The sequence below is a fragment of the Cupriavidus gilardii genome (assembly GCF_017598945.1).
GTDB classification, from domain to species: Bacteria; Pseudomonadota; Gammaproteobacteria; order Burkholderiales; family Burkholderiaceae; genus Cupriavidus; species Cupriavidus gilardii_E.
Genome location: NZ_JAGFTW010000021.1, coordinates 14,268 through 39,605 on the forward strand (window position 1 = coordinate 14,268; position 25,338 = coordinate 39,605).

The window sequence follows — 25,338 nt, forward strand, 5'->3', positions numbered from 1 at the left end:
GAACTGACGTTAGCAAGACATGCGCGTTCGCAGGGCGGAAGCGTGCCGGGCCGGGAAGCCGCGTCATGCAGATTTCCATGTGCTGCAAGCGTCTTATTTTTCGCATTACGGAAATGTCTGTAATCGAAGCTTTAAGTCCGCTGTGTAAGTCATTAATCTTGCTAACAAATTCTTTTTTTTCTACACTGGCGCCATTCCCGATGCGCGCCCGAGAATCATGTCCCGGTTCGACCTCCCATTTCTGAGATTTCTCGGCACCCTGCCTCTGCCCACGGTGGCAGCGTCCATGCTGGTGTCGGCGGCGCTGATTGCCGCGCCCATGGCGGAGGCGGCGAGTCAATCGTCAAAATCCGCCAAAAAGACCGAAAAGGTCGTCAAAGTCCAAAAATCTTCCGCTAAATCGTCGAAGACATCGAAGGCGTCGAGCAAGTCGGCCAGGGCCGGCAACGACTCGAAGCGCGCGACGGTCGCCAAGACCGGCAGCCGCAAGGTCATCGTTTCCAAGAACGGCAAGCGCAAGGTCATTCTGGTCCAGCGTCAGGCCGCGCCGGTGCGCGCCGCCTTCACGCCCCCGCCGTCGCGCCCGTCGCTCGGAGAGGCGCTCGGACTGCGCGATACCGACGATGCGTTGTCGCTGCGCTCCAGCGTCGCGCTGGTGATGGATCAGAACACCAATGAGGTGCTGTTCCAGAAGAATGCGGCCGCAGTGCTGCCGATCGCCTCGATCACCAAGCTGATGACCGCGCTGGTGGTGATGGACGCGCGCCTGCCGATGGACGAGGTGTTGACCATCACCGAAGAAGATCGCGATACCGAGAAGCACAGCAGCTCGCGTCTGCGCTTCGGTACGCAGCTGACCCGCCAGGAACTGCTGCTGCTGGCGCTGATGTCGTCGGAAAACCGTGCCGCCTCGGCGCTGGGCCGCCACTATCCGGGCGGCCTGCCGGCCTTCGTGCAGGCGATGAACCGCAAGGCGCGCGAGCTGGGCATGAACGACACCCACTTCGTCGATTCGAGCGGCCTGTCGAGCAGCAATGTCTCGTCGGCGGTCGATCTGGCCCGGCTGGTCAAGGCGGCCTACCGCAACCCGACCATCCGCGCGTTCTCGACGCAGACCGAGCATGAAGTCAATGTGCTGGGCCGCACCCAGCACTACGTCAGCACCAATCGCCTGGTGCGTGGCGGCAACTGGGAGATCGGCCTGCAGAAGACCGGCTTCATCTCCGAGGCCGGGCGTTGCCTGGTGATGCAGGCACGCATCGGCGGCCGCGATGTGGTGATGGTGTTCCTGGACTCGTCCGGCAATCTGACCCGCTTCGCCGACGCCAATCGCGTGCGCGACTGGCTGGAGCATTCGCCGCCCTCGGCGCCGAACCGCTTCCCCAGCACGCCGAACCTGACCCAGGGGCCGGCCAACTCGCCGCACTATGTGCTGACGTCGCAGCAGGCTCGCGGCATCTGAACGGCAGGGCGGGGGCAACCCGTCCCAAGACGAAAGACGCGCCCTTCGAGGGCGCGTCGTCGTTTCCGGGCTCGATGCTTCGGGCCCGGTTCGCCGAACGGCAGCCGTCAGCGCCTCACAGCAGCTTGCCCGGATTCATGATCCTCGCCGGATCGAGCAGCCGCTTGATGCCGACCATCAGCCGCAGTTCGAGCGGATCCTTGTAGCGGTGAAAGTACTCGCGCTTGAGCTGGCCGATGCCATGCTCTGCGCTGATGCTGCCGCCGTGGCGCATGACCTCGTCGAGCACCTCGGCCGTGACCGCCTCGCCGTGGGTCGTCGCCCACTCCTTGGGCGCGCCGGTGGGGCGCGACAGGTTGTAATGCAGATTGCCGTCGCCGAAGTGGCCGAAGACGAAGGGGCGGATCGCGCCGTCGAGCCGCTGCAGCCGCGCTTCCATCCTTTCCATGAACACCGGGATCGATTCGATCGGCAACGAGATGTCGTGCTTCAGATGCGGACCGTCGGCGCGCTGCGCTTCGGAAATTTCCTCGCGCAGTTTCCACATCGCCTCGACCTGGCTCAGCGATGCCGACACCGCCGCGTCGACGCACAGTCCTTGTTCGAGTGCATCGCCGATGGTCGCTTCCAGCAGGGAGTTCAGCCCGGCCTCGTCCGTGGTGTCGGCCAGCTCCACCAGTACATAGGCCGGATGCCGGCCGGCGAACGGCGCCTGCACGCCTTCGGCATGGGTCAGTACCAGATCCAGGCACGGGCCGGTGAAGAATTCGAAGGCTTGCAGGCGCGCGCCGCAACGCGAATACAGCAGCGAAAACAGTTGCAGCGCCTGCTGCGGCGACTCCACCGCGGCCAGCACCACGGCGCGCTGATCGGTGCGCGGCAGCAACCGCAGCGCCACGGCGGTGATCACACCGAGCGTGCCTTCGGAGCCGATCAGCAACTGCTTCAGGTCGTAGCCGGTGTTGTCCTTGCGCAGCGTGCGCAGCCCATGGAAGACCTCGCCGTCCGGCAGCACCGCTTCCAGTCCCAGCACCAGTTCGCGCGCCATGCCGTAGCGCACCACGTTGACGCCGCCGGCATTGGTGGCGAGGTTGCCGCCGATCTGGCACGAGTCCTCCGCGGCCAGCGACAGCGGCAGCTGGCGGTCCGCGTCATGGGCGGCACGGCGCAGATTGCCGAGGATGCAGCCGGCCTCGGCCACCATCGTATTGGCGATGGGATCGACCGAGCGGATCGCGTTCATCCGGTCCAGGCTCAACACCACGTTGGCAGGTCGATCGTCCGGCGTCGCGCCGCCGCACAGGCCGGTATTGCCGCCGCGCGGCACCACCGGCACGCGCCACTGCTGGCACAGCGCCAGGCAGCGCGCGACTTCGCCGGTATCGCGGGGCCGCACCACGGCCTGGGCATCGCCCCGGTAGATTCCGCGCCAGTCGCTGAGCCAAGGGGCAATCGACGGCGCATCGGTGGTCACCACATCGGGTCCCAGCGCCTCGAGCAGGCGCGGCAGAAAACCGGAGTCTTGCATCTCGTCGTGTGCTGTCTGTCGATATCGGAAGGGCGGAGCGCGTGGGCTGGCGCTCCGGGGCGTGGCAAGACGGGCGGCGCGTCGCTACACGTCGCTATCGGCGGTATAGCCCATGCCGCGCGAAATCTGCAACGCCGTTTCCTTCAGATTCTGCAGCCAGCTGTCCTGCAGCCGGTCTGCCGGCGCCGACAGCGACAGGCCCGCGACCAGCCGGCGCGAGTCGTCGTAGATGCCTGCGGCGATGCAGCGCACGCCGAGCTCGAGCTCTTCGTTGTCGCGCGCATAGCCGTTGGTGCGCACCCAGTTCAGCTCGCGCTCCAGCTTGGCCAGATCGGTGATCGACGTGCGGGTATGGCCGGCGAGCCCGGTGCGGGTCGCGTAGTTGCGCACGCGTGCGACCTCGTCCGCGGCGAGGAACAGCTTGCCGACCGAGGTCAGATGCAGCGGGGCACGGCCGCCGATGGCGCGCACCACCTGCATGCCCGAGCGCTCGCTGTAGGCGCGCTCGATATAGACGATCTCGTCGCCCTGGCGCACCGACAGGTTGACGGTCTGGCCGGTCACGCGGTGCAACGCGCGCATCGGCGCCAGCGCCGCCTCGCGGACCGAGAGCCGGGCCTTGACCAGGTTGCCGAGCTCCAGCAGCCGCATGCCGAGCCGGTAGCTGCCCGGATCGGAACGATCCACGAAGCGGCACGCCACCATGTCGTTGAGGATGCGGTGCGCCGTCGAGGGATGCAGCCCGGTAGCCTGGGAGAGTTCCTTCAGACTGACCGGATCGGCATGCCGCGCGAGCGCATCGAGCAGCGTCATCATGCGTTCGATCACCTGGATCGACGTCTTGCCGGGTTCCTTCTCTGCTTCAGCCATGGGGAAATTGTTGCCATGCGGCATATTAAGCGACTGCCTGATTCTATCTCGCATCGTGAAAATTTCAATACGTGAAATGTCATAGTCGGGCAATCCGCACATAAATCGCCCCAAATTGGGGCGCCGCACGACCGCGGCGGCAAACAAATGCGCCCGCTTCGCCTCGCCGCAGTGGCGGAACCGCGGCGCAAAAGCGCATAATTGCGAGGTTTTGGGTCTGGAAAAAGGTAAGAATCCATGCGAGTCGGTCTGTTCGTCACCTGTCTGGTGGACCTGATGCGGCCTGAAATCGGCTTTTCGGTGCTCAAGCTGCTGGAGCAGGCGGGGTACGAGGTGATGGTCCCTGAGGCACAGACCTGCTGCGGCCAGCCGGCCTACAACTCGGGCGAGCGCGCCGCCTCGCGCGACCTGGCGGAGAAATTCCTGCGCGAGTTCGAGATGTTCGATTACGTGGTGGTCCCGTCGGGCTCGTGCGGCGGCATGATCCTGCATCACTACGGCGACCTGCTGCGCGACGATCCCGAACTCAATGGCCGTTACGAGCGCCTGCGTCCCCGCGTCTACGAACTGACCGATTTCCTGGTCAACGTCGCGCGCATCGACACGCTGGACAGCAACTTCGCCGGCCACGTGACCTATCACGACTCCTGTTCCGGCCTGCGCGAACTTGGCATCAAGCAGCAGCCGCGTGCGTTGCTGGGCAAGCTGCCCGGCGTGCAGCTGACCGAGATGAAGGACTGCGAGGCCTGCTGCGGTTTCGGCGGGACGTTCTCGGTCAAGTACGGCAATATCTCGACCGCGATCGTCGACGAGAAATGCGCCAATATCGCGGCCAGCGGCGCCGAGGCGGTAGTGCTCGGCGATCTGGGCTGCATCCTCAATATCGAAGGCCGCCTGCGCCGGACCGGCGATACGCGCACCCGCGTGCTGCATATCGCCCAGGTCCTGGCCGGCGACGCCTGATCCCCGCATCGTTCGCGCACTGCGCAAGAGGTCCCACGCATGCAAGTGCACAGCATGGAATTCAAGGCGCGCGCCGGCCAGAAGCTGGCCGACCAGCGCCTGCAGCAGAACCTGAAGAAGCTGTCGACCAAGTTCGTTACCGCGCGTGCGGCGGCGATCGAGGACATCGATTTCGCCGCCACGCGCGAGGCGCTGAAGGAGCGCCGCGACCGCGCGCTGGCCAATCTGGACGTGTGGCTGGCGACCTTCGAGGAGAACGCGACGCGGCGCGGCGCCACGGTGCTGTTTGCCGAGACGACGGCCGACGCGGCGCGCCTGGTCGGCGAGATCGCGCAAAAGCACGGCGTGCGCAAGGTCATCAAGAGCAAGTCGATGGTGACCGAGGAGATGCGGCTCAACGAGGTGCTCGGCGAGCTGGGCGTGCAGAGCATCGAAACCGATCTGGGGGAATACATCCTGCAGATCAACGATGCCGAGCCGCCGTCGCACATCATTGCGCCGGTGGTGCACAAGGACAAGGACGAGATCGCCGACCTGTTTGCCAAGGTCCACCAGAAGCCGCGGCTGACCGAGATTCCCGACATGACGCGCGAAGCCCGCGAGGTGCTGCGCCCCGAGTTCCTGTCGGCCGATATGGGCGTGACCGGCGGCAACTTCCTGATCGCGGAAACGGGCTCCGTCGCGGTGGTGACCAACGAGGGCAACGAGGGCATGTGTACGGTGATGCCGCGCGTGCATGTCGCCGTCACCGGCATCGAGAAGGTCCTGCCGACGCTGGAGGACCTGGCCACCGTGATGCGGCTGCTGCCGCGCTCGGCCACCGGTCAGGCGATCTCCAACTATTTCTCGCTGCTGACCGGTCCGCGCGCGCCGGGCGAGCAGGATGGCCCCGAGCACATGTACTTCGTGCTGGTCGATGGCGGCCGCACGGGCCTGATTGGCGGCGACTTCCAGGAGATGCTGCGCTGCATCCGCTGCGGCGCCTGCATGAACCACTGCCCGGTCTATCAGAAGATCGGCGGCCATGCCTATGGCTGGGTCTATCCCGGGCCGATGGGCAGCGTGCTGACGCCCAGCTATGTCGGCCTGGGCAATGCCATCGATCTGCCGCAGGCGGCCACGCTGTGCGGCGAGTGCAATCGCGTCTGCCCGGCCTCGATCCCGCTGTCGGACCTGCTGCGCAAGCTGCGCGAGAAGCAGATGGAGCGCGGCATGCGGCCGTGGCAGGAGCGTTGGGGACTGCGCGTCTGGGGCTACGTGGCGAAGCGGCCAGGCCTTTATGCGTTGACCACGCGGCTGGGTGCCAGCGTACTGTCGCGCATGGGCCGCAACGACGGACGGATCGGCAAGCTGCCGCTGGGCGGCCGCGGCTGGACCGATACGCGCGATATGCCGGCCCCGAGCGGCCGGACCTTCCGCGATCTCTACAAGGAGAGGAGGGCGAAGGCATGAGCGATCCGGCGAACCAGGCGCCCTTGAGCGCCATGCGGGACGCGCTGGAGCGCCATCGTGCCGGTGCGTTGCCCGCCGACGCACTGGTGCGCAGCTGGCGCGAGCAGAGCGCGGCATTGACGCTGCCGCCGGTGTTCGGCCAGGCGATGGAGGAACTGCTGCGGCGGTTGGAGATGTCCTCGGTGTTCGCACAGGACAGCTGCTCGTTCTCCAGCACCGCGGTGACGGACCAGCTCGAGCGCTGGCTGGCCAAGGCGGCTTCGGCCTGACGCCGGCACTGCCGCCACTGCCGCCGCCCCCCGCAGCAGCAAAACAAAACCCCGGCCGAGGCCGGGGTTTTGCATGGCGAAGCAGGGCATGGCGAAGCAGGACGGGACTCAGCCCAGCAGCAGCGCGTCGTCGTCCAGCTGCTCGTGCCGGCTGCGCTCGAACATGCGCAGCAGGTCGGGCACGTCGAGGCCCTTGCGTTCGTCGCCCGACACGTCGAGCACCACCTGGCCCTGGTGCAGCATCACGGTACGCTGGCCGTAGTCCAGCGCCTGCCGCATGCTGTGGGTCACCATCATCGTGGTCAGCTTGTTTTCCTCGACGATGCGGGCCGTCAGCTCCAGCACGAAGGCGGCGGTCTTCGGGTCCAGCGCGGCGGTGTGCTCGTCCAGCAGCAGGATGCGCGAGGGCTGCAGCGACGCCATCAGCAGGCTGACCGCCTGGCGCTGGCCGCCGGACAGCAGGCCGATGCGGTCGGTCAGCCGGTTTTCCAGGCCCAGATTCAGCAGCCGCAGCTTGTCGCGGAACAGCTCGCGCGACGAACGGTTCAGCGCAGGGCGGAAGCCCCGGCGCGAACCGCGCGCCATCGCCAGCGCCATGTTTTCCTCGATCGTCAGCGCTTCGCAGGTGCCCGCCATCGGGTCCTGGAACACGCGCGCGACCAGCGGCGCGCGATCCCAGGCGGGCTTGCGCGTGACATCGTTGCCGTCGATGGTGATGGTGCCGGAATCGACCATCTGGTCGCCGCTGACGGCGTTCAGGAAGGTCGATTTGCCGGCGCCGTTCGAGCCGATCACGGCGACGAACTGGCCCGCCGGAATCTCCAGGCTCAGGCCGCGCAGCGCGCGCGTCTCGATCGGCGTGCCGGGGTTGAAGGTCAGCTTCAGGTCTTGTGCGCGCAGCATGTCAGCCTCCATTCGCCTTGCGGCCGAACAGCTTCTTGCGCGTGGCCGGCAGCACCAGCGCGACCGTCACCAGCAGCGCGGTGACCAGATTCAGATCCTGTGCCTTCAGGCCGATGAAGTCGCTGTTGAGCGCCAGCGCGATGAAGAAGCGGTAGAGGATCGCGCCGAGCACCACGGCCAGCGTCGTCAGGATCAGCCGGCGTGCCGGCAGGATGGTCTCGCCGATGATCACCGCGGCCAGGCCGATCACGATGGTGCCGATGCCCATCGAGATGTCCGAGCCGCCCTGGGTCTGCGCGAACAGCGCGCCGGCCAGCGCGACCAGCGCGTTCGACAGCGCCATGCCGGCCAGCGTGGCGCGGCCGGTGGCGATGCCCTGCGCGCGCGCCATGCGCGGATTGGCGCCGGTCGCCCGCATCGCCAGCCCGAGCTGCGACGAGAAGAACCAGTCCAGGCCCAGCTTGGCGACGATCACGATCGCCACCAGCACCAGCGGGCGCAGCATGAAGTCGGGCAGCCATTCCGGCTGCAGCACCGTGAACATCGTGGGCTCGGTGATCAAGGGCACATTGGGCCGGCCCATGATGCGCAGATTGATCGAGTACAACGCGATCATCATCAGGATCGAGGCCAGCAGATCCATGATCTTGAGCCGGACGTTGAGCCAGCCGGTGATCAGGCCGGCGACCGCGCCGGCGACGATGGCGAGGGCCGTGGCCAGGAACGGATCGTGGCCCATCGCGATCAGCGTGGCGGCGACGGCGCCGCCCAGCGGAAAGCTGCCGTCGACGGTCAGATCGGGGAAATTGAGGATGCGGAAGGAGATCAGCACCCCGAGGGCGACGAGGCTGAAGATCAGGCCGATCTCCAGCGCGCCCAGAAGGGAGAAGAGGGACATGGTGAATCCTGTTGCGGTATGCGCGCCCGCCGGTGGCCGGGCGTGCTGACTGGCGCGGCAGCCGCCGGCGGATCATGCGCCTGGGCGGGCCGCAGGCTGCAACCAGCGGCGTCGGCGCGCAGCCCGGTAGGGAGCGGCGCCGGCCAGCCGCCCGCTGCGCGGCATGCCGGCAGCGGGGCGGCGGGTCGTCATGGCGTCATTACTTGATGACCTGCTTGGCTTCCTTGATCAGGTCCTGCGACAGCGTCACGCCTTGCTTCTCGGCGGCGCTCGTGTTGACGAACAGCTCCAGCTTGTCGCTGGTCTCGGACGGAATCGCGCCCGGCTTTTCGCCCTTCAGGATGCGCACGACGATCTTGCCGGTCTGCACGCCGAGGTCGCCGTAGTTGATGCCCAGCGCCGCGATCGCGCCGCGCTTGACGCTGTCGGTATCGGCGGCCACCAGCGGCACCTTCGATTCGTTGGCGACCTTGACCAGCGCCTCGTAGGCCGACACCACGTTGTTGTCGGTATTCGTGTAGATCACGTCGACCTTGCCGACCAGGCTCTTGGCGGCCGAGCCGATATCGACGGTGCGCGGCGCGGCGGCTTCCCGCAGCGTCATGCCTTCCTTGGCCAGCAGCGTCTTCAGTTCCTTGACCACCACGACCGAGTTCGCCTCACCCGGGTTGTAGACCATGCCGACGGTCTTGGCCTTGGGCACCACGCGCTTGATCAGCGCGACCTGCTTGTCCAGCGGCAGCTTGTCGGACACGCCGGTCACGTTGGTGCCGCTGGCCTGCCAGCCCTTGACCAGCTGCGCCGCGACCGGGTCGGTGACGCCGGAGTAGACCACCGGCACGGTCTTGGTCGAGGCCACCACGGCCTGCGCGGCAGGCGTTGCGATAGCCACGATCGCGCTGGGCTGGTCGCCGACGAACTTGCGCGCGATCTGCGCGGCGGTGCCGGTATTGCCCTGCGCGCTCTGGTATTCCCACTTCAGGTTCCTGTCGGCGTCATAGCCGGCCGACTTCAGTTCCGCGCGCACGCCGTCGCGGATCGCGTCCAGCGCGGGGTGATCGACGATCGAAAGCACCTTGACGGTCTGCGCGTTCACCGCGCCGGCGTGCAGCAGGGCCAGCGCGACGGCGCCGGCGAGCAAGGTCTTGGTCGAAGTTTTCAGCATGGTCATGGTCGAATCTCCCCTCGAATATTTGGTTGTGGGTTTCGGTCGGGTCGGCCGCCCCGCTGCCTCGGTGGTTCCAGTGGATCGCCGGCAGGTACGCGTGGTACGCGCACCGCCAGCGGGGGCGGCGTCAAGCCCGCGAGGATACCATTTCCACGGCCCGCGGTGCCTGTTGCGGCGCGGCGCGGAACCCCCACCGAGGTCGGGTTCCCGCGCCGCATTTCTGGACCGCCCTGGACTGTCTTATTGCGCCGGATTGTGGATCTCGGCGTGGATCCGCTCGATGCCGGCGAGCACGTCTTCCGGCAGCTGCACGCCCCAGGCGTCGATGTTCTCCTGCAGCTGCGCCAGCGTGGTCGCGCCGATGATGGTGCTGTGCGCGAACCAGCGCGAGTAGCACCAGGCCAGCGCCAGCGTGGCGGGCGACAGGCCATGCGCGCGTGCCAGCTCGACATAGCGGGCGCTGGCCGCCAGCGTTTCCGGGCGCAGATAGCGCGGGCTCCAGTCGGCCGGGAAGCGCGTCAGCCGGCCTTGTGCGGAAGCGTCGAAGGTCGGCTGCGCGGCGCCGGCCTTCAGGTATTTGCCGGTCAGCTGGCCGAAGGCGAGCGGGCTGTAGACCAGCAGGCTGACGCCGGTGCGATAGCACGCCTCGTCCAGGCCCTGTTCGAAGCTGCGATTGACCAGGTTGTAGGGGTTCTGCACGGTGGCGATGCGCGGCAGCCCGTGCAGCTCGGCCTGCTTGACGAATTCGGCGATGCCCCACGGCGTTTCGTTCGACACGCCGACGTAGCGGATCTTGCCGGCGCGCACCAGCTGCGCCATCGCATCGAGCTGGGCGGCGATGCTGGTGCAGGCGCGCTCGCGCGACGGGTCGAACTGCTTCTGGCCAAAGATCGGCGCGTTGCGGGCCGGCCAGTGGATCTGGTACAGGTCGATGTAATCGGTCTGCAGGCGCTTGAGCGATTCGTCCACCGCGGCGCGGATGCTCTGCGGCGTCAGGTCGCCGCCGTTGCGGATCCACGGCATGCGCGCCGGGCCGGCGACCTTGGTGGCCAGCACGATGCGCTCGCGCGGCTGGCGCTTGAGCCAGCTGCCGACGATCTGCTCGGTGCGGCCGTAGGTCTCGGCGCGCGGCTTGACCGGGTACATCTCCGCGGTGTCGATGAAGTTGATGCCGCGCGACAGCGCATAGTCCAGCTGCTGGTGGCCTTCGGCCTCGGTGTTCTGTTCGCCGAAGGTCATCGTGCCGAGGCAGATGCGCGAGACCTGCAAATCGCTCTGGCCGAGTCGGATCGTTTCCATGCGGTTTTCCTTTGAATGGGGCGGGACAAAAAAGGAACGGAGCGGGGGAGCGCGACGGGCGCCATCCGCGGCTCAGCGGCGCAGTGCGGCCGCGCATTCCTTGACCAGCGCCGGGCCGCGGTAGATCAGCCCGGTGTAGAGCTGCACCAGCTGCGCGCCGGCATCGATCTTGGCGCGCGCCTGCGCGCCGTCGAAGATGCCGCCGACGCCGACGATCGGCAGTGCGTCGCCGACCACCGCGCGCAGCGCGCGCACCACCGCGGTCGAGGCATCGAACACCGGGCGGCCCGACAGGCCGCCGGCTTCCTCGGCATGCGGCAGGCCCTTGACCGCCTCGCGCGAGATCGTCGTGTTGGTGGCGATCACGCCGTCGATGCGATGGCGTACCAGCGCGTCGCCGATATTGCCGATCTGGTCCGCGTCGAGGTCCGGCGCGATTTTCAACGCCAGGGGCACGTAGCGCCGATGCTGGTCGGCCAGCCGCTGCTGCGCGGTCTTCAGCGCGGACAGCAGGCCGTCGAGCTCGCTGGCGCCCTGCAGCTGCCGCAGATTCTTGGTGTTCGGCGACGAGATGTTGACGGTGACATAGCTGGCGTGCGGATAGACACGCTCCAGGCAGTACAGATAGTCGTCCACCGCGCGCTCGATCGGCGTGTCGGCGTTCTTGCCGATGTTCAGCCCGAGCACGCCGCCTTCGGCCTTCCAGCGCGACGCGTTGACGTTGGCGACGAAGGCGTCGACCCCGCCGTTGTTGAAGCCCATCCGGTTGATCAGCGCCTCGGCCTTCGGCAGCCGGAACATGCGCGGGCGCGGATTGCCCGGCTGCGGGCGCGGCGTCACCGTGCCGACCTCGATAAAGCCGAAGCCGAACGCGGCCAGGCCATCGATATAGGCGCCGTCCTTGTCGAGGCCGGCGGCCAGGCCGACCGGATTCGGAAAGCGCACGCCCATCACGGTGCGCGGATCGTCGTCGATGCGGTTGCCGAGGCAGCCGGCCAGTCCGAGGCGCTGCGCGCGGCGCAGATTGTCCAGGGTCAGATGGTGAGCGTCCTCGGCGTCCATCGAGAACAGGGCGGGACGAAACAGGGGATAGAGCGCGTTGAGCACGGCGGAAATCAGGCAGGAAGTCGGGGCAGCAATCGGGGTAGCCAACCGGGGCAGCGAATCGGAGACCGGGCGACCAGTCGAATGCGGCGGGGCGGTACCGGAAGGCGGCCGCGGCGCGTCGGCGCGCGGCCAAGGCGATATTGTAACGGCAGCGGCGCTTGGGACGCCGGCCGCACGGCTATCGCCGGGTCAGGCGGCGTCGGGCTCGAACGGCCGCCACTGGTTGCCGACCAGCACCTGCAGCGGCTGAAAGCGCGCCTTGTAGGCCATCTTGCGGCTGTTGGCGATCCAGTAGCCGAGGTAGAGATGGGGCAGGCCCAGTTCCCGGGTCTGCTCGATCTGCCACAGGATGTTGTAGGTGCCGTAGCTGGTCTTGGGCTGCAGCGGATCGTAGAAGGTGTAGACCGACGACAGCCCGTCGTCGAGCACGTCGATCATGCTGACCATGCGCAGCTTGCCCGGTTCGGCCGCGTCGGGCGGATCGCGGAATTCGACCAGCCGCGAATTGACCCGGCTCTGCAGCAGGAACTGCTCGTATTGATCGCGGCTGTCCTGGTCCATGCCGCCGCCGGCATGGCGCATCGACTGATAGCGCAGGTACAGCGCGTAGTGTTCTTCGACGTAGGTCAGCGGCGCGACCAGCGCCTGCAGATGGCGGTGGCGCTGCCAGGCACGGCGCTGGCTGCGGTCCGGCTCGAACTGGTCGACCGCCAGCCGGCACGGCGTGCAGGCGTGGCAATCGTCGCAATAGGGGCGGTAGGTGAAGACGCCGCTGCGCCGGAAGCCGGCGCGCACCAGGCGGGAATAGACGTCGGCATTGATCAGGTGCGCGGGGGTGGCCACCTGCGAGCGGGCCATGCGGCCTTCGAGATAGCTGCAAGCGTAGGGCGCCGTTGCATAGAACTGCAGCGCGGAAAGGGGCAATTCCTTGAGCTTGCTCATGATCGGATGCTGCCGTCGGGTGCTGCCGAGGTCGGAGCGCGGGGGCGCTAGCGCTCGGCGTGGCGCGCCCGTGTCCACCATTCGAGCACCGACTTGTCGAACCGCCACGGCACGATCTGCGGCTGCGCGGTCGCCGTGCGCAGATGCGCGACGAATTCGCTGCGCGGAATCGGCCGCGCGCCCAGCGAGGCGAGGTGCTCGGTTTCCTGCTGGCAGTCTATCATCGTCACCCCGTGGCCGGCGAGGAAGGCGCACAGCCCCGCCAGCGCGATCTTCGAGGCATCGGTGCGGCGCGCGAACATCGACTCGCCGTAGAACATGCGGCCCAGCGCCACGCCGTACAGCCCGCCGACGCGCTCGCCGCGGTACCAGGTCTCGACCGAATGCGCCATGCCGCGCGCATGCAGCGCGCCGTAGGCCTCGACGATCTCCGGCGTGATCCAGGTGCCGTGCTGACCGGCGCGCGGGGTCTCGGCGCACGCGCGCATCACCGATTCGAAATCGTCGTCCACGCGGATCTGCCAGTCGTCCTCGCGCAGCACGCGCTTGAGCGTCTTGCGCAGACTCGGCGAGACGCGCAGCGCGGCCGGATCGAGGACCATGCGCGGATCGGTGCTCCACCACAGCACCGGCTGGCCCTGCGCATACCAGGGAAAGATGCCGTGGCGGTAGGCCAGCAGCAGGCGCTGCGGCGTCAGGTCCCGGCTGGCGGCGAGCAGGCCGGGGGCTTCGGAGTCGGGGCCCAGCGCGGCATCGACCGGGGGAAACGGATCGTGCGGGTCGAGCCAGGCGATCATGCGCGGCAGAAGGGACAGGAGAAGGGACGGGCCAAGGGACGAACCAGGCGGCGGACGACTGAGCGGAAGAACAGGGCGCGGCGCGCGGCGGACACGGAGGCGGCCTCGATGGCGGGCCGCCCGTTCAGGGCTCCACCGTCGCGCGCGCCGTCAGCGGGCGCATCGGCTTGTCGATGTCGAGCGTATGCAGCCGGAAGCTGCCGTCGGCAATGCGGCCCGCGGCGCGGTCGGCGAAGAAGCAGCGCAGCGTGTGGATCACGGTGGGGAAGGCCAGCTCGTCCCAGGGCACGTCGGCCTCGTCGACCAGCTTGACCTCGAGGCTTTCCTCGCCCGGTGCGATGTCGAGATCTTCGAGCCTGGCCAGATAGAACAGATGGACCTGATGCACGTGCGGCACGTTCAGCATCGAGAACAGCTCGCCGATCTGCACGCGTGCGCCGGCTTCCTCCAGCGTCTCGCGCGCGGCGGCCTGTGCGGTGGTCTCCCCGATCTCCATGAAGCCGGCCGGCAGCGTCCAGAATCCGTAGCGCGGCTCGATCGCGCGCTTGCACAGCAGGATCTTGTCTTCCCAGACCGGAACGGTGCCGACCACATTGCGCGGATTGACGTAATGGATGGTGCCGCATTGATCGCAGAGATGGCGCGGCCGGTTGTCGCCATCGGGGATGCGCAGCACGACCGCATGGCCGCAGTTCGAGCAGAATTTCATGGATTCGGTCCGGGAGGAATGGCCGCAGTTTATCACCGGGCCCGGGGGTGGCAGCGCGATCCCGGAACGGCGGCGCCGTCCAGGCAGCCTAGCCGCGCACCGCGCCACGGAACGCGGCACGGAGCGCGGACAGCGCATCCTGCGGCCGGCCGTCCCTGACCCGCGAATGCAGCACGATCGGCAAGCGCGGCAACTCGGGCAAACCCAGGCGGGCGCCTACCTCGACCGCGCCAAACGGCAGCATGCGCGGCGCCAGCGCGGCCACGCCAAGCCCTGCCATCACCGCCGCGCTCACGGCCGCCACGCCGCCGCCGACGAAGATCTCCTGCCAGGGCACGCCTGCCGCATCGAGGCACTGCGCGGCCATCGCGCGCACGCCGCAGGGCTCGGCCAGCGTGGCAAGAGGCAACGGCTCGTCGGCCCGATGCTGCCAACCCGGCGCGGCGAACCAGCCGAATCGTTCTTCGGCCAACACTTGCCCATCGCCGCGCTCCGCATGCAGCCGGACGATCACCGTATCGAGTTCGCGGCGGTCGAAGCGCTGGAGCAGTTCGCCCGACGAACCGATCCGGATCTCGATCAGCAGCGCCGGATCCTGGGCGTTCATGCGGGCGATCAGCGTGGGCAGCTCGGGGCCGGCGACATGGTCGCTGATGCCGATGGTCAGGCGCTGGCGCCCGCCCGCGCAAACCGACAGCGCGCGATCGTGTGCCTCCAGCAGTTCGCGGGCGTGTTCCAGAAAGGCCGCCCCGCCCGCGGAAAGCTCGACGTAGCGGGACGTGCGCTCGATCAGCCGAAAGCCAAGCCGGTCCTCCAGCCGTTTGAGTTTCAGGCTGACGGCGGCCTGCGTGGTGCGCATGGCCTCGGCGGCCAGCGTGAAGCTGCCCAACTGGGCGATGCGGACGAAGGCCTGGACGGCATCGAGGTCCAGAGGTCGGCTATTCATTTCCATCTCTTATCGATGAAATAACTGTCCATAGCATAGCGAAATAAATAGGATGGCAGCACGATCATCGCCCAGGGAGTTGCCATGCCGCTCGTTCATATCGCCATGCGTGCCGGAAAGCCGGACGCGTATCGTCAGGCCATCTTCGATAGCGTCTATCGCGCACTACGGGAAACCTTCAATGTGCCGGAGGACGATCAGTTCATGACCATCACCGAGCATGAGCCGGCGAACTTTCGCTATGGCGCGTCGTATCTCGGCGTTGCCCGCAGCGACGACCTGGTCTTCATCCAGATCACCGCCAACAACACCCGCACGCTGGAGCAAAAGAAGGCGTTGTTCCGGCGCACCGCCGAGTTGCTCGGCGATCGCCCCGGTATCCGGCCGGAGGATGTGTTCGTCAGCCTGGTCGAGGTGGCGAAGGAGAACTGGTCATTGGGCCGCGGACTCGCGCAATACGCTTAGCCGCGTTGCAGCAGGCCCGGCGGCAACGTGCCGGAGAGCGTTGCCGAGCCGATCGCTGGCCCAGAGGTGCAGCAGGGCCTGAAGGGGGAGGCAAGCGAAGGGCGTAAAAAAACCGCCCGGTCCGATTCAGGATGGGGCGGTTGATTCTTGCGACGCTGTCGCTGGATTCGATCGGTTGGTTGCGGGGGCAGGATTTGAACCTGCGACCTTCGGGTTATGAGCCCGACGAGCTGCCAGACTGCTCCACCCCGCGTCCGTCGAAGAAGTGATTATAGGGCAATCGCTTTCGCAATGCAACAGGAGATGTCGACCGAGGTAATCGAGGGCGCAATTTCAAGCCGTCGCGGGCGCCGCATTGCCGTTCGGCCGTTCCCAGGTCACCGCCTCGAACTCGAAATTCTCGCGTTGCAGCAGATCGTCGCGTTGCCAGATCACGCGGTCGGGCCGCACCGTCAGCATCCATGTCGTGGTGACCAGCGGCGCGGGCGCGGAGAAGGCCAGCGGCGTCAGCACGGCGGCGCAGTGTCCCTGGGCGGGATCGCGCACCGAACGGTAGCGGATCAGCCCGAGTCCGGCCTCGCGGGCGACACGGGCGAAGGCCTGGCAGCCCTCGTAGTGCACCGGGTCCTGCCATTGCGCGGCGTCGCGGGCGAACGGCGCTTCGTCCAGCGCCACACCGTCGGTGCGCACGCCGACCTGGAACAGCGTCTGCGCGCGCGCATCGATGCGCGGCAGCGCGGGGCTGTCGCGCAGGAAGCGCCAGCGCCAGTAACCGAGCTCGGCGCAGGCGGTGCGGATTTCGTCGGCGCCATAGAACACGCCGGGATCGTGCGCTGCGCGAAAGCGCGACCCCCATGGCGAGGGCGGATAGCGGAACGGCGTGAACAGCAGATAGTGCAGATGGCGGGCGTAGGAGGGGACTGCCGGTTTGCCGGCGTCCAGCACGGCCTCCAGCACAGCCTGCTCTTCGAGGCTGTCGACCAGCGGCATCGTGGAAACCACATGCTGGGCTTCCACCGCCCGCCACAACGTGAGCGCAAACGGCTTGCGCTCAGATGCGACCGCGGGTGGCGTCCAGGTAGTGAACGACACGAACCAGGCCTTCGGTAGTACGGATCAGTTCGAGCGGCTTGCCGCCCAGCGCGAGATTGTCATTGGCGAGCCACAACCGGGCCTGGTCGCCATGCCCAAGGATGGCATCGAGGGAGCGGAACAGGCGCACGAACAGCACGCCGAACTCCCATTCCTTGCGGTGGTTGTCCAGGACGTAGTGGCCCGAAGCCATCCGCGAGACGGATGCCGTGCTGATGCCCAGCACGCTGGCGACCACGGCCTGGCTGATGCCGAGAAAGCTGGCCGCGCGCATCACGGCCTTGGTCAGGGTCGTCCCGGCATCCGGGGCGCCGGCGGGAAGCTGCTGCCGAAGTTGCTTGGTCTGCATCGCCATGCTCCTGTTTCCTTGGAAACATTATAGGCCACTTGTTTCGCAAGGGAAGCAGGAAAACCACTTTTGCGGGATTCCTTGCGTACGCCCATTCGACCGCCGGCTTTTCGAGGCCGTTCCCACGGCTTTCGATGGGGCCAGAGGCGGTGAAATATAGTGCGGGCCGGGCAAGCCAGGTCGAGTGGCCTCAGGCGCCGGCGTCCTGCAGCACCGTCTGCAGCGCCTGCAGCGACGCGCCCAGGCTTTGCCCGCTGGTGTCGATCACGGCGTCGGCGCGCGCGTAAAGCGGGGTGCGTGCCTGCAGGATGCGGCGCAGATCGGCCATCGCCTCGCTATTGCCCTGCATCGGCCGCATGTCGCCCTGGGCGACCACGCGCGCCATGTGTTCCTCGGGCGAGGTCTTGACCCAGACCGTGTAGCAGTTGGCCAGCAGCAGGTTGAAGGTGGCCGGCTCGGACACCAGGCTTCCGGGCGTGGCCAGCACCAGCCGGTCGTGCTCGCGCAGCACGCGTTCCAGCGCACGCAATTCATAGCGGCGGTAGGCGGCCTGGCCGTACAGCGAATGGATTTCCGACAGCGTGGCGCCGGCCTCCTGTTCGATCGCGCCATTCAGTTCGACGAACGGCAGTTCGCGCGCCTCGGCCAGCGCGCGTCCCAGCGCGGATTTGCCCGCGCCGCGCAGCCCGATCAGCGCGATGCGCCGATGGCGGGCATCGAACGGCGCGGAAGGCGCCAGCGCATTGCGGCAGGCTTCGCGCACGCGGGCCAGATCGGCCGGCGGCAGTTGCGCCAGCCACTGCAGCAGCTGGCCGAATTCGGCGGCGCGCGCGCCGTTGCCGCCGTCGGCTTCGGCCAGCACCACCGGCAACGGCACGTTCAGCGCCGCCGCGACCTGGCGTAGCAACAGTACCGAGGCGTTGCCGGTTCCGGTTTCCAGATTGGCGAGATAGCGCTCCGAGACACCGGCGCCGCGCGCGAGATCCTTGCGCGACATGCCGCGGGCGGCGCGCAGCGAACGGATACGCTCGCCCAGCTGGGTCAGATACGGATCGCGCTCGCCGGGCTGGCGGGGCTCGGCGTCGGACAAGGGCGCAGTGGCTTCAGTGGCGCGGCGCATCACGGACAAGGGTTGGAATCGTGGATGGAGGAAGCAGCGAAAAGCGCAGGGTGCGGCATTATAGGCCCACCCGGCGCACACCCGGGTTACCCCTCTCGGCCCTTTCTCGCTGCCATATAGTGCATTCCTGAGCTTGCATCTTAGTCGATGTGCAATAAAATGCATCAACAACGATAAGGTGCCGCCCCAGGGCGAGCACCGACGGCCGACAAGATGCCGCCTTCGGGCCGCCAAGGAGTGAGACATGACGTCCCCGACCGCTTTGCCGGCGCGTTACAACGCCGCCGCCGATCTGCTGTCGCGCAATCTGGATGCCGGCCGGGGCGACAAGCTGGCCTATCGCGACGACACCGCGACGCTGACCTACGCAGAACTCGACGGGCGCAGCCGCACCTTCGCCGGCGCGCTGCTGGCCGCCGGGCTGCGGCCAGAAGAGCGGCTGCTGCTGTGCGCGCTCGATACCATCGATTTTCCGGTGGCGTTCCTGGGCTGCCTGCTGGCCGGCGTGGTGCCGGTCGCGGTCAATACGCTGCTGACGGTGGACGATTACGCCTACATGCTCGAACACAGCGGCGCGCGGGCCGCGGTGGTCTCCGCGCCGCTGTTGCCCGCCGTGCGCGAGGCGGCGCAGCGCGCCGGAGTCGACCCGCTGTGGATCGTCGCGGCGCCGCTGCCTGTCGATGGGCAACTGCCGCAGGGCGAAGCGCCGGCCGCGGCGACCGTGACGGGCCTGGCGAGCAGCGGCACGCCGCTGGCGCACCACGCCGCCACGGGGCCCGATCACATGGCGTTCTGGCTCTATTCGTCCGGCTCGACCGGTCGTCCGAAGGGCACCGTCCATACCCACGGCAATCTGTTCCACACCGCCGACCTGTACGCCCGCCAGGTGCTGGGCCTGCGCGAGGACGACGTGGTGTTCTCCGCCGCCAAGCTGTTCTTCGCCTACGGGCTCGGCAACGCGCTGACCTTCCCGCTGTCGGTCGGCGCCACCACGGTGCTGATGGCCGAGCGGCCGACGCCGCAGGCGGTGTTCCGCCGGCTGACCGAGCAGCGGCCCACGGTGTTCTGCGGCGTGCCGACGCTGTTTGCAGGCATGCTCGCCGCGCCCGGACTGCCGGCACGCGAGGCGGTCGCGCTGCGCGTCTGCACCTCGGCCGGCGAGGCGTTGCCGCGCGATATCGGCGAACGATTCCGCGCCCATTTCGGCTGCGACATCCTCGATGGCATCGGCTCGACCGAGATGCTCCATATCTTCCTGTCGAACCGCCCCGGCGACGTGCGCTACGGCACCACCGGCAAGCCGGTGCCGGGCTACGAGCTGAAGCTGCTCGACGACGCCGGCCAGCCCTGCGCGCCCGGCGAGATCGGCGACCTGTACATCAAGGGACCATCGGCAGCGCTGATGTACTGGGGCAATCGCGACAAGACCCGCAACACCTTCGTCGGCGAATGGACCCGCAGCGGCGACAAGTATCTGCGCGATGCCGACGGCTACTACATCTATGCCGGGCGCAGCGACGACATGCTGAAGGTCGGCGGCGTCTATGTGTCGCCGTTCGAGGTCGAGGCGGCGCTCGCGCGCCATCCCGCGGTGCTGGAGGCTGCCGTGATCGGCGTCGAGGACGCCGACCGGCTGGTCAAGCCCAAGGCCTACGTGGTGCTGCGTCCCGGGCATCAGTGGCACGACGGCATGGAGGCCGAGCTGCAGGCCTTCGTCAAGAGCAGCCTGGCGCCGTACAAGTACCCGCGCCAGGTCGAATGCGTGGCCGAACTGCCGAAGACGGCGACCGGCAAGATCCAGCGCTTCCGGCTGCGGCAACGCGAGCAGCAGGCGCGGGAGGCGCGGGAAGCGGTACCCGATGCAGCGGGTACCGTCGCCACGCCATGAGACAGGGTAAGCCGCGATATCCCCGCCGCCCGCGCGTCATTACACTCGGGCGCGAGCCGATGGCCCCGGCACCCCGGGCCGCCCCGGCGCCGGGTTCCACTGCATTGACGCCGTCCATGGCGGGGTTTATAACGGCGAAAACTTCAAACCTAAAATAATTGGCGCCGGACCGCTTCGATGCCCCCCGCCCGCACGCATCACCGCGGGCTCGGCCAGGCATGACAGCAAGGGACGGACGCCGTCGCACCGTCGCGCGAGCGACCCGCTGAACCACCAGGAGGAGACATCCATGCATCGCTTCATCTCGCGCCGCCTGGCGCCGACCTGTCTTGCCGTCGCCGCGCTGACGCTGGCGGGCGCCGCCGCGGGGCAGCCCGCGCCATCGGCCGCAGCCGGCAAGATCAAGGTCGGCTTCATGCTGCCCTACACCGGCACCTACGCGGCGCTCGGCACGGCGATCGAGAACGGCTTCCGCATGTATGTGCAGGAGCAGGGCGGCCGCCTGGGCGGGCGCGAGGTCGAATACTTCAAGGTCGACGACGAATCGGACCCGGCCAAGGCCCCCGAGAACGCGACCAAGCTGGTCAAGCGCGACCAGGTCGACGTGGTGGTCGGCACCGTGCACTCGGGCGTGCAGATGGGCATCGTCAAGGTCGCCAAGGAAAACAACACGCTGCTGATCATTCCGAACGCGGGCGCCGACGAGGCCACCGGTCCGCTGTGCGGGCCCAACATCTTCCGCTCGTCGTTCTCGAACTGGCAGCCCGGCTATGCGATGGGCCAGGTAGTGGCCGAGCGCGGCATGAAGCGCGTCGTCACGCTGACGTGGAAATACGCGGCCGGCGAGCAGTCGGTGCGCGGCTTCAAGGAGGCCTTCGAGGCCAAGGGCGGCAAGATCGTCAAGGAACTGAGCCTGCCGTTCCCGAACGTCGAATTCCAGGCGCAGATCACCGAGATCGCCTCGCTCAAGCCCGACGCCGTGTTCGTCTTCTTCGCCGGTGGCGGCGCCGTCAAGTTCGTCAAGGACTGGGCCGCGGCGGGCCTGAAGGACAAGATTCCGCTCTATGCATCGGGCTTCCTGACGGACGGCACGCTCGAGGCGCAGGGCAGCGCGGCGCAGGGCCTGGAGACCACGCTGCACTACGCCGACGGCCTGCAGAATCCGCGCGACAAGCAGTTCCGGCTCAATTATGCGAAGGCCTACCGGCTGCAGCCCGATGTCTACGCGGTGCAGGGCTACGACGCGGCGCAGATGCTGGCGGCCGGCGCCAGCGCGGTCAAGGGCGACATGAGCCGCAAGGCGGACGTCTACAAGGCGATCGCCGCGGCGCGCATCGACAGCCCGCGCGGCACCTTCACGCTGTCGCGCGCCCACAACCCGGTGCAGGACTTCTATCTGCGCAAGGTCGAGGGCCGCGAGAACAAGGTCGCCGGCATCGCGGTGAAGGCGTTGGCCGATCCCGCCCGCGGCTGCCGCCTGTAACGCCAGGCTGGGCTGCCCACGCCAATCGCCCGCGCCTTGCGCGCCGCACCGGCCGCGGCATACCGGCTCGCGCCGGCCGCGGCCTCGTCAATGACCGATCGCTCGCATGGACCTCGTCTCCTTCCTCATCCAGTGCCTGAACAGCGTGCAGTACGGCCTGCTGCTGTTCCTGGTCGCCAGCGGCCTGACGCTGATCTTCGGCATCATGGGCGTGATCAATCTCGCACATGGCAGCTTCTACATGCTGGGCGCCTACCTGGCCTTCACGCTGGCGAGCATGACCGGCAGCCTGTTTATCGCGCTGCCGCTGGGCATCGTGCTGGCGGTCGCGTTCGGCTATCTGCTCGAGTGGGTGTTCTTCAGCTATCTGTATGAACGCGACCACCTGCAGCAGGTGCTGATGACCTATGGGCTGATCCTGGTGTTCGAGGAGATGCGCAGCATCCTGGTCGGCGACGATGTGCATGGCGTGCCGGTGCCGCCGCTGCTCGATGGCGCGCTGCCGATCGGCAACGAGATGACCTATCCGGTCTACCGGCTGTTCATCTCGGCGGTGTGCCTGCTGGTGGCCGCGGCGATGTACTACGTGATCCGCCGCACGCGGCTGGGCATGACGATTCGCGCGGGCGCCAGCAATCGCGAGATGGTGCAGTCGCTGGGCGTCAACATCGGCCGGCTGTACCGGCTGGTCTTTGCGCTGGGCGTCGCGCTGGCGGTGCTGGCCGGCATGATCGCCGCGCCGGTGTCGTCGGTTTATCCCGGCATGGGCAGCCAGGTGCTGATCGTCTGTTTCGTGGTGGTGGTGATCGGCGGCATCGGCTCGGTCAAGGGCGCGATGGTCGCCGCGCTGCTGCTCGGCTTCGTCGATACCTTCGGCAAGGTGTTCTGGCAGGAGGCGGCCGGCGTGCTGGTCTATCTGCTGATGGCGATCATTCTGCTCTGGAAACCCCAGGGTCTGTTCAAGGCGGGCTAGCGCGATGGCATCGACACCTCCGACCGACCTCGGCGCCGACATCGGCGCGGCCTTCGACCTGCGGCGGCGCGCCAACCTGCGCTGGACCACGCTGGCGTGGGCGATCGCCTTCGCGGTGCTGGCGGCGCTGCCGCTCGCGCTCGGCGGCGAGGGCAACAAGTTCTATATCGACCTGCTCAGCAAGGTGATGATCATGGCGATCTTCGCGCTGTCGCTGCAGCTGCTGATCGGCTATACGGGGCTGGTCAGCCTGGGCCATGCGGCGTATTTCGCCACCGCCGCTTATGCGACCGCAATGCTGGCGCCGCAGTCCGAGCCGGGCAACGGCTGGTGGCTGCTGGTGGCCGCGGTCGTCGCGGCGGCGCTGCTCGCGCTGCTGGTCGGCATGCTGGTGCTGCGCACGCGCGGCATCTACTTCATCATGGTCACGCTGGCGTTCGCGCAGATGGTGTACTTCATCTTTCACGACACCAAGATCGCCGGCGGCAGCGATGGCACCTATATCTATTTCCGGCCCGAATTCGGCGTGTTCGGCGCGCGCCCGCTCGGCATCGACGACCCCGTGCACTTCTACTGGCTGGTGCTCGGCGCGCTGATCTTCACCGTGGCGGCGCTGGCGATGGTGCTGCGCTCGCGCTTCGGCCACGCGCTGATCGGCATCCGCCACAACGAGCAGCGCATGCGGGCCGCGGGCTTCGCCACCTACCGCTACCAGCTTGGCGCCTTCGTCGCCGGCGGCGCGTTCGCCGGGCTGGCGGGCTATCTGTACGCGATCCAGTTCGGCTTCGTCAATCCCGAGATCGCGTCGTGGCACCAGTCGGGCAACGCGATGCTGATGGTGATTCTGGGCGGCGTGGGCAGCCTCGCCGGCGCGGTGATCGGCGCGTTTTCCTTCGTGCTGCTGGCCGAGTGGTTCAGCACGCTGACCAAGCACTGGCAACTGCTGATGGGCGGCTTCATCATCGCCGCGGTGGCGCTGCTGCCGGGCGGGCTGGTCGGACTGGCCGCGCTAGCGCGGCGACGCCTGAGCGGCGGAGCTGGCCGAGTCCGCGGCGCAGGGCAGGGCATCAAGGGAGAACGGCGATGAACGCGCGCCAGAGCAACGAGCCGGTGCTGCGCGCAGCCGGACTGACGCGCCGCTTCGGCGGCCTGACCGCGGTGTCGGGCGTCGATCTGGCGCTGGACCTGCATCAGATCCACGCGGTGATCGGCACCAATGGCGCCGGCAAATCGACGCTGATCAATCTGCTCTCCGGCGAGCTCGCACCGACCGCCGGCCAATTGTTCCTGCACGGTCGCGATGTCACCGGCTGGCCGCAGCCGCGCCTGGCCTGCGCCGGGGTGGGACGCAGCTATCAGCGCAACAACGTGTTTGCGCCGCTGAGCGTGCGCGAGAACTGCCGGCTCGCGGCGCAATCGCGCGCGCAGCGCGCCTGGCGCCTGTGGGAGAGCGCGCAGTCTTGCCGCACCGCGCGCGCGCTCGGCGACGAGGCGATGGAGCGCGCCGGTCTCGCGGACTGTGCGGCGCTGCCGGCGATGGCGCTGTCGCATGGACAGAAGCGCCAGCTCGAGGTCGCGATGTGCCTGGCCACGCAGCCGGTGGCGCTGCTGCTGGACGAGCCGCTGGCCGGCATGGGCGCCGAGGAATCGGCACGCATGCTGGCGCTGCTGCGCGACCTGCGCGAGGGCCATGCGATCCTGCTGGTCGAACACGACATGGACGCGGTGTTCGCGGTGGCCGACCGCATCACCGTGATGGTCAACGGCGTGGTGATCGCTACCGGCGAGCCGGCTGCGATTCGCGCCAATCGCGAGGTGCAACAGGCCTACCTCGGCGAGGACGAAGGCGCGGGCGAACTGGCCGATGTCGCCGACGACACGGTGCCTCATGGCGCGGGCGCCGGCGCGGCCGCCGGCACACGCAAGGAGTGCGCAGCGTGAAGCCGATGATCGAAGCCACCGGCGTGCAAGCCTGGTATGGCACCAGCCATGTGCTGCGCGGCGTCGACTTTCGCGTCGACCCCGGCGAAACCGTCGGCCTGCTCGGGCGCAACGGCATGGGCAAGAGCACGCTGCTGCGGACCTTGCTCGGCCATGTCGCGCAGCGCGCCGGCACCATCGTCGTCGCCGGCCGCGACGTGTCGCGCGCGCGGCCGTACGATGTTGCGCGGCTGGGCGTCGCCTACGTGCCCGAAGGCCGCGGCATCTTTCCGAACCTGTCGGTGCGCGAGAACCTGCTGATGGCCGCGCGCAAGGGCTGCAACGGCCGTCACGACTGGGACGAGGCGAGGGTGCTCGACCTGTTCCCGCGGCTCAAGGAGCGGCTGGACCACGGCGGCCAGCAGCTGTCCGGCGGCGAGCAGCAGATGCTGTCGATCGGCCGCGCGCTGATGACCAACCCGGACTGCCTGATTCTGGACGAGGCCACCGAAGGGCTGGCCCCCAAGATCGTGCGCGAAATCTGGGAAGTGATCGCGGCCGTGCGAGGCACCGGCATCGCCACCGTGGTGGTCGACCGCAACTATCGCGCGGTGCTGGCGCAGGCCGACCGCGTGGTGGTGCTGGAGAAGGGGCTGGTCGCGGCCAGCGGTGCTGCAGCGGAACTGGCGGCCACGCCGGCCTTGCTGGAACGATATCTCGGCGTTTGATCTCCGA

25 protein-coding genes and 1 tRNA gene are annotated in these 25,338 nt (G+C 67.9%); 11 read left to right on the plus strand and 15 right to left on the minus strand.

Annotated elements, in window-relative coordinates; genetic code table 11:
* The first annotated feature begins 217 nt into the window (after positions 1-217).
* Positions 218-1,462, plus strand: coding sequence for a D-alanyl-D-alanine endopeptidase (pbpG, locus tag J5T34_RS08860; RefSeq protein WP_208579434.1), 1,245 nt, complete (start codon positions 218-220; stop codon positions 1,460-1,462).
* A gap of 115 nt (positions 1,463-1,577) precedes the next feature.
* On the opposite strand, the gene J5T34_RS08865 is transcribed toward pbpG, so the two are convergent.
* A complete protein-coding gene (locus J5T34_RS08865) occupies positions 1,578-2,990 on the minus strand; it encodes an FAD-binding oxidoreductase (protein ID WP_208579435.1) in 1,413 nt (470 codons plus the stop codon).
* 84 nt (positions 2,991-3,074) lie between these two features.
* Positions 3,075-3,860, minus strand: coding sequence for an IclR family transcriptional regulator (locus J5T34_RS08870; protein ID WP_174105690.1), 786 nt, complete (start codon positions 3,858-3,860; stop codon positions 3,075-3,077).
* Between the two features lie 237 nt (positions 3,861-4,097).
* Here J5T34_RS08870 and J5T34_RS08875 point away from each other — a divergent pair, with 237 nt between their 5' ends.
* Genes J5T34_RS08875 through J5T34_RS08885 form a run of 3 tightly spaced genes read left to right on the plus strand, consistent with a single transcriptional unit; the run spans position 4,098 to position 6,544 of the window.
* Positions 4,098-4,823 (plus strand): (Fe-S)-binding protein, encoded by a 726-nt coding sequence (locus J5T34_RS08875; RefSeq protein ID WP_208579436.1) that lies wholly within the window; start codon positions 4,098-4,100, stop codon positions 4,821-4,823.
* A 39-nt stretch (positions 4,824-4,862) separates the two neighbouring features.
* The gene (locus J5T34_RS08880) at positions 4,863-6,275 is read left to right on the plus strand and encodes a LutB/LldF family L-lactate oxidation iron-sulfur protein (protein ID WP_208579437.1); all 1,413 of its coding nucleotides are present in this window, start codon (positions 4,863-4,865) and stop codon (positions 6,273-6,275) included.
* Positions 6,272-6,544 (plus strand): hypothetical protein, encoded by a 273-nt coding sequence (locus J5T34_RS08885; protein WP_208579438.1) that lies wholly within the window; start codon positions 6,272-6,274, stop codon positions 6,542-6,544. The genes J5T34_RS08880 and J5T34_RS08885 overlap by 4 nt, the downstream gene beginning before the upstream one ends.
* A 108-nt stretch (positions 6,545-6,652) precedes the next feature.
* Here J5T34_RS08885 and J5T34_RS08890 read toward each other — a convergent pair whose 3' ends face one another.
* The 9 genes from J5T34_RS08890 to J5T34_RS08930 form a co-directional block, all read right to left on the minus strand.
* Positions 6,653-7,447 (minus strand): ABC transporter ATP-binding protein, encoded by a 795-nt coding sequence (locus tag J5T34_RS08890; protein ID WP_208579439.1) that lies wholly within the window; start codon positions 7,445-7,447, stop codon positions 6,653-6,655.
* 1 nt (position 7,448) lies between these two features.
* A complete protein-coding gene (locus J5T34_RS08895; RefSeq protein WP_174105681.1) occupies positions 7,449-8,345 on the minus strand; it encodes an ABC transporter permease in 897 nt (298 codons plus the stop codon).
* A 199-nt stretch (positions 8,346-8,544) separates the two neighbouring features.
* On the minus strand, positions 8,545-9,516 hold the full coding sequence (locus tag J5T34_RS08900; RefSeq protein ID WP_208579440.1) for an ABC transporter substrate-binding protein: 972 nt from the start codon (positions 9,514-9,516) through the stop codon (positions 8,545-8,547).
* A 237-nt stretch (positions 9,517-9,753) separates the two neighbouring features.
* Entirely contained in the window at positions 9,754-10,812 is a 1,059-nt protein-coding gene (locus J5T34_RS08905) for an aldo/keto reductase (RefSeq protein WP_208579441.1), read from the minus strand.
* Positions 10,813-10,884: 72 nt separating this feature from the next.
* Positions 10,885-11,919 carry a quinone-dependent dihydroorotate dehydrogenase gene (locus J5T34_RS08910; protein WP_208579442.1) on the minus strand — a complete coding sequence of 345 codons (1,035 nt, stop codon included), beginning with the start codon at positions 11,917-11,919 and terminating at the stop codon, positions 10,885-10,887.
* A 189-nt stretch (positions 11,920-12,108) separates the two neighbouring features.
* Positions 12,109-12,861, minus strand: a complete 753-nt coding sequence (locus J5T34_RS08915; RefSeq protein WP_208579443.1) for an arginyltransferase — start codon at positions 12,859-12,861, stop codon at positions 12,109-12,111.
* Positions 12,862-12,908: 47 nt separating this feature from the next.
* Positions 12,909-13,658, minus strand: a complete 750-nt coding sequence (gene aat / locus J5T34_RS08920; protein ID WP_208579444.1) for a leucyl/phenylalanyl-tRNA--protein transferase — start codon at positions 13,656-13,658, stop codon at positions 12,909-12,911.
* Between the two features lie 124 nt (positions 13,659-13,782).
* Positions 13,783-14,367 (minus strand): NUDIX hydrolase, encoded by a 585-nt coding sequence (locus J5T34_RS08925; protein ID WP_208579445.1) that lies wholly within the window; start codon positions 14,365-14,367, stop codon positions 13,783-13,785.
* A gap of 88 nt (positions 14,368-14,455) precedes the next feature.
* A complete protein-coding gene (locus tag J5T34_RS08930; protein WP_208579446.1) occupies positions 14,456-15,313 on the minus strand; it encodes a LysR family transcriptional regulator in 858 nt (285 codons plus the stop codon).
* Positions 15,314-15,397: 84 nt separating this feature from the next.
* On the opposite strand from J5T34_RS08930, the gene J5T34_RS08935 reads away from it, so the two are divergent.
* Positions 15,398-15,778, plus strand: a complete 381-nt coding sequence (locus tag J5T34_RS08935) for a tautomerase family protein (RefSeq protein ID WP_208579447.1) — start codon at positions 15,398-15,400, stop codon at positions 15,776-15,778.
* A 176-nt stretch (positions 15,779-15,954) separates the two neighbouring features.
* Here J5T34_RS08935 and J5T34_RS08940 read toward each other — a convergent pair.
* The 4 genes from J5T34_RS08940 to J5T34_RS08955 form a co-directional block, all read right to left on the minus strand.
* Positions 15,955-16,031: transfer RNA gene (locus J5T34_RS08940), tRNA-Met, on the minus strand.
* 80 nt (positions 16,032-16,111) lie between these two features.
* Complete coding sequence (locus tag J5T34_RS08945; protein ID WP_208579448.1) at positions 16,112-16,870, minus strand: RES family NAD+ phosphorylase; 759 nt, start codon at positions 16,868-16,870, stop codon at positions 16,112-16,114.
* Entirely contained in the window at positions 16,830-17,225 is a 396-nt protein-coding gene (locus J5T34_RS08950; RefSeq protein ID WP_371556634.1) for an antitoxin Xre/MbcA/ParS toxin-binding domain-containing protein, read from the minus strand. Before J5T34_RS08950 ends, J5T34_RS08945 begins: the two co-directional genes overlap by 41 nt.
* A 184-nt stretch (positions 17,226-17,409) precedes the next feature.
* Positions 17,410-18,339: a helix-turn-helix transcriptional regulator gene (locus tag J5T34_RS08955; RefSeq protein ID WP_208579479.1), complete on the minus strand. Its 930-nt coding sequence runs from the start codon at positions 18,337-18,339 to the stop codon at positions 17,410-17,412.
* Positions 18,340-18,583: 244 nt separating this feature from the next.
* Between J5T34_RS08955 and J5T34_RS08960 the strand changes: the two genes are divergently transcribed.
* The 6 genes from J5T34_RS08960 to J5T34_RS08985 all read left to right on the plus strand — a co-directional run bounded on the left by J5T34_RS08960 (position 18,584) and on the right by J5T34_RS08985 (position 25,331).
* On the plus strand, positions 18,584-20,227 hold the full coding sequence (locus tag J5T34_RS08960; protein ID WP_208579450.1) for a benzoate-CoA ligase family protein: 1,644 nt from the start codon (positions 18,584-18,586) through the stop codon (positions 20,225-20,227).
* A 289-nt stretch (positions 20,228-20,516) separates the two neighbouring features.
* Positions 20,517-21,710 carry an ABC transporter substrate-binding protein gene (locus J5T34_RS08965; RefSeq protein ID WP_208579451.1) on the plus strand — a complete coding sequence of 398 codons (1,194 nt, stop codon included), beginning with the start codon at positions 20,517-20,519 and terminating at the stop codon, positions 21,708-21,710.
* A 106-nt stretch (positions 21,711-21,816) separates the two neighbouring features.
* Positions 21,817-22,683 (plus strand): branched-chain amino acid ABC transporter permease, encoded by an 867-nt coding sequence (locus J5T34_RS08970; protein WP_149318893.1) that lies wholly within the window; start codon positions 21,817-21,819, stop codon positions 22,681-22,683.
* 4 nt (positions 22,684-22,687) lie between these two features.
* Entirely contained in the window at positions 22,688-23,770 is a 1,083-nt protein-coding gene (locus J5T34_RS08975) for a branched-chain amino acid ABC transporter permease (protein WP_208579452.1), read from the plus strand.
* Positions 23,767-24,624, plus strand: coding sequence for an ABC transporter ATP-binding protein (locus J5T34_RS08980; protein WP_208579453.1), 858 nt, complete (start codon positions 23,767-23,769; stop codon positions 24,622-24,624). Before J5T34_RS08975 ends, J5T34_RS08980 begins: the two co-directional genes overlap by 4 nt.
* A gap of 5 nt (positions 24,625-24,629) precedes the next feature.
* The gene (locus J5T34_RS08985; RefSeq protein ID WP_208579480.1) at positions 24,630-25,331 is read left to right on the plus strand and encodes an ABC transporter ATP-binding protein; all 702 of its coding nucleotides are present in this window, start codon (positions 24,630-24,632) and stop codon (positions 25,329-25,331) included.
* Positions 25,332-25,338 lie beyond the last annotated feature (7 nt).

Bases quoted from the DNA above. Each gene is read 5' to 3' on its own strand.
- J5T34_RS08905 (WP_208579441.1), bottom strand. From the start codon at position 10,812: ATGGAAACGATCCGACTCGGCCAGAGCGATTTGCAGGTCTCGCGCATC.
- pbpG (WP_208579434.1), top strand. From the start codon at position 218: ATGTCCCGGTTCGACCTCCCATTTCTGAGATTTCTCGGCACCCTGCCT.
- J5T34_RS08890 (WP_208579439.1), bottom strand. From the start codon at position 7,447: ATGCTGCGCGCACAAGACCTGAAGCTGACCTTCAACCCCGGCACGCCG.
- J5T34_RS08915 (WP_208579443.1), bottom strand. From the start codon at position 12,861: ATGAGCAAGCTCAAGGAATTGCCCCTTTCCGCGCTGCAGTTCTATGCA.
- J5T34_RS08865 (WP_208579435.1), bottom strand. From the start codon at position 2,990: ATGCAAGACTCCGGTTTTCTGCCGCGCCTGCTCGAGGCGCTGGGACCC.
- J5T34_RS08870 (WP_174105690.1), bottom strand. From the start codon at position 3,860: ATGGCTGAAGCAGAGAAGGAACCCGGCAAGACGTCGATCCAGGTGATC.
- J5T34_RS08960 (WP_208579450.1), top strand. From the start codon at position 18,584: ATGACGTCCCCGACCGCTTTGCCGGCGCGTTACAACGCCGCCGCCGAT.
- J5T34_RS08925 (WP_208579445.1), bottom strand. From the start codon at position 14,367: ATGAAATTCTGCTCGAACTGCGGCCATGCGGTCGTGCTGCGCATCCCC.
- J5T34_RS08950 (WP_371556634.1), bottom strand. From the start codon at position 17,225: ATGGCGATGCAGACCAAGCAACTTCGGCAGCAGCTTCCCGCCGGCGCC.
- aat (WP_208579444.1), bottom strand. From the start codon at position 13,658: ATGATCGCCTGGCTCGACCCGCACGATCCGTTTCCCCCGGTCGATGCC.
- J5T34_RS08975 (WP_208579452.1), top strand. From the start codon at position 22,688: ATGGCATCGACACCTCCGACCGACCTCGGCGCCGACATCGGCGCGGCC.
- J5T34_RS08900 (WP_208579440.1), bottom strand. From the start codon at position 9,516: ATGACCATGCTGAAAACTTCGACCAAGACCTTGCTCGCCGGCGCCGTC.
- J5T34_RS08875 (WP_208579436.1), top strand. From the start codon at position 4,098: ATGCGAGTCGGTCTGTTCGTCACCTGTCTGGTGGACCTGATGCGGCCT.
- J5T34_RS08955 (WP_208579479.1), bottom strand. From the start codon at position 18,339: ATGCGCCGCGCCACTGAAGCCACTGCGCCCTTGTCCGACGCCGAGCCC.
- J5T34_RS08895 (WP_174105681.1), bottom strand. From the start codon at position 8,345: ATGTCCCTCTTCTCCCTTCTGGGCGCGCTGGAGATCGGCCTGATCTTC.
- J5T34_RS08970 (WP_149318893.1), top strand. From the start codon at position 21,817: ATGGACCTCGTCTCCTTCCTCATCCAGTGCCTGAACAGCGTGCAGTAC.
- J5T34_RS08965 (WP_208579451.1), top strand. From the start codon at position 20,517: ATGCATCGCTTCATCTCGCGCCGCCTGGCGCCGACCTGTCTTGCCGTC.
- J5T34_RS08885 (WP_208579438.1), top strand. From the start codon at position 6,272: ATGAGCGATCCGGCGAACCAGGCGCCCTTGAGCGCCATGCGGGACGCG.
- J5T34_RS08985 (WP_208579480.1), top strand. From the start codon at position 24,630: ATGATCGAAGCCACCGGCGTGCAAGCCTGGTATGGCACCAGCCATGTG.
- J5T34_RS08880 (WP_208579437.1), top strand. From the start codon at position 4,863: ATGCAAGTGCACAGCATGGAATTCAAGGCGCGCGCCGGCCAGAAGCTG.
- J5T34_RS08930 (WP_208579446.1), bottom strand. From the start codon at position 15,313: ATGAATAGCCGACCTCTGGACCTCGATGCCGTCCAGGCCTTCGTCCGC.
- J5T34_RS08935 (WP_208579447.1), top strand. From the start codon at position 15,398: ATGCCGCTCGTTCATATCGCCATGCGTGCCGGAAAGCCGGACGCGTAT.
- J5T34_RS08980 (WP_208579453.1), top strand. From the start codon at position 23,767: ATGAACGCGCGCCAGAGCAACGAGCCGGTGCTGCGCGCAGCCGGACTG.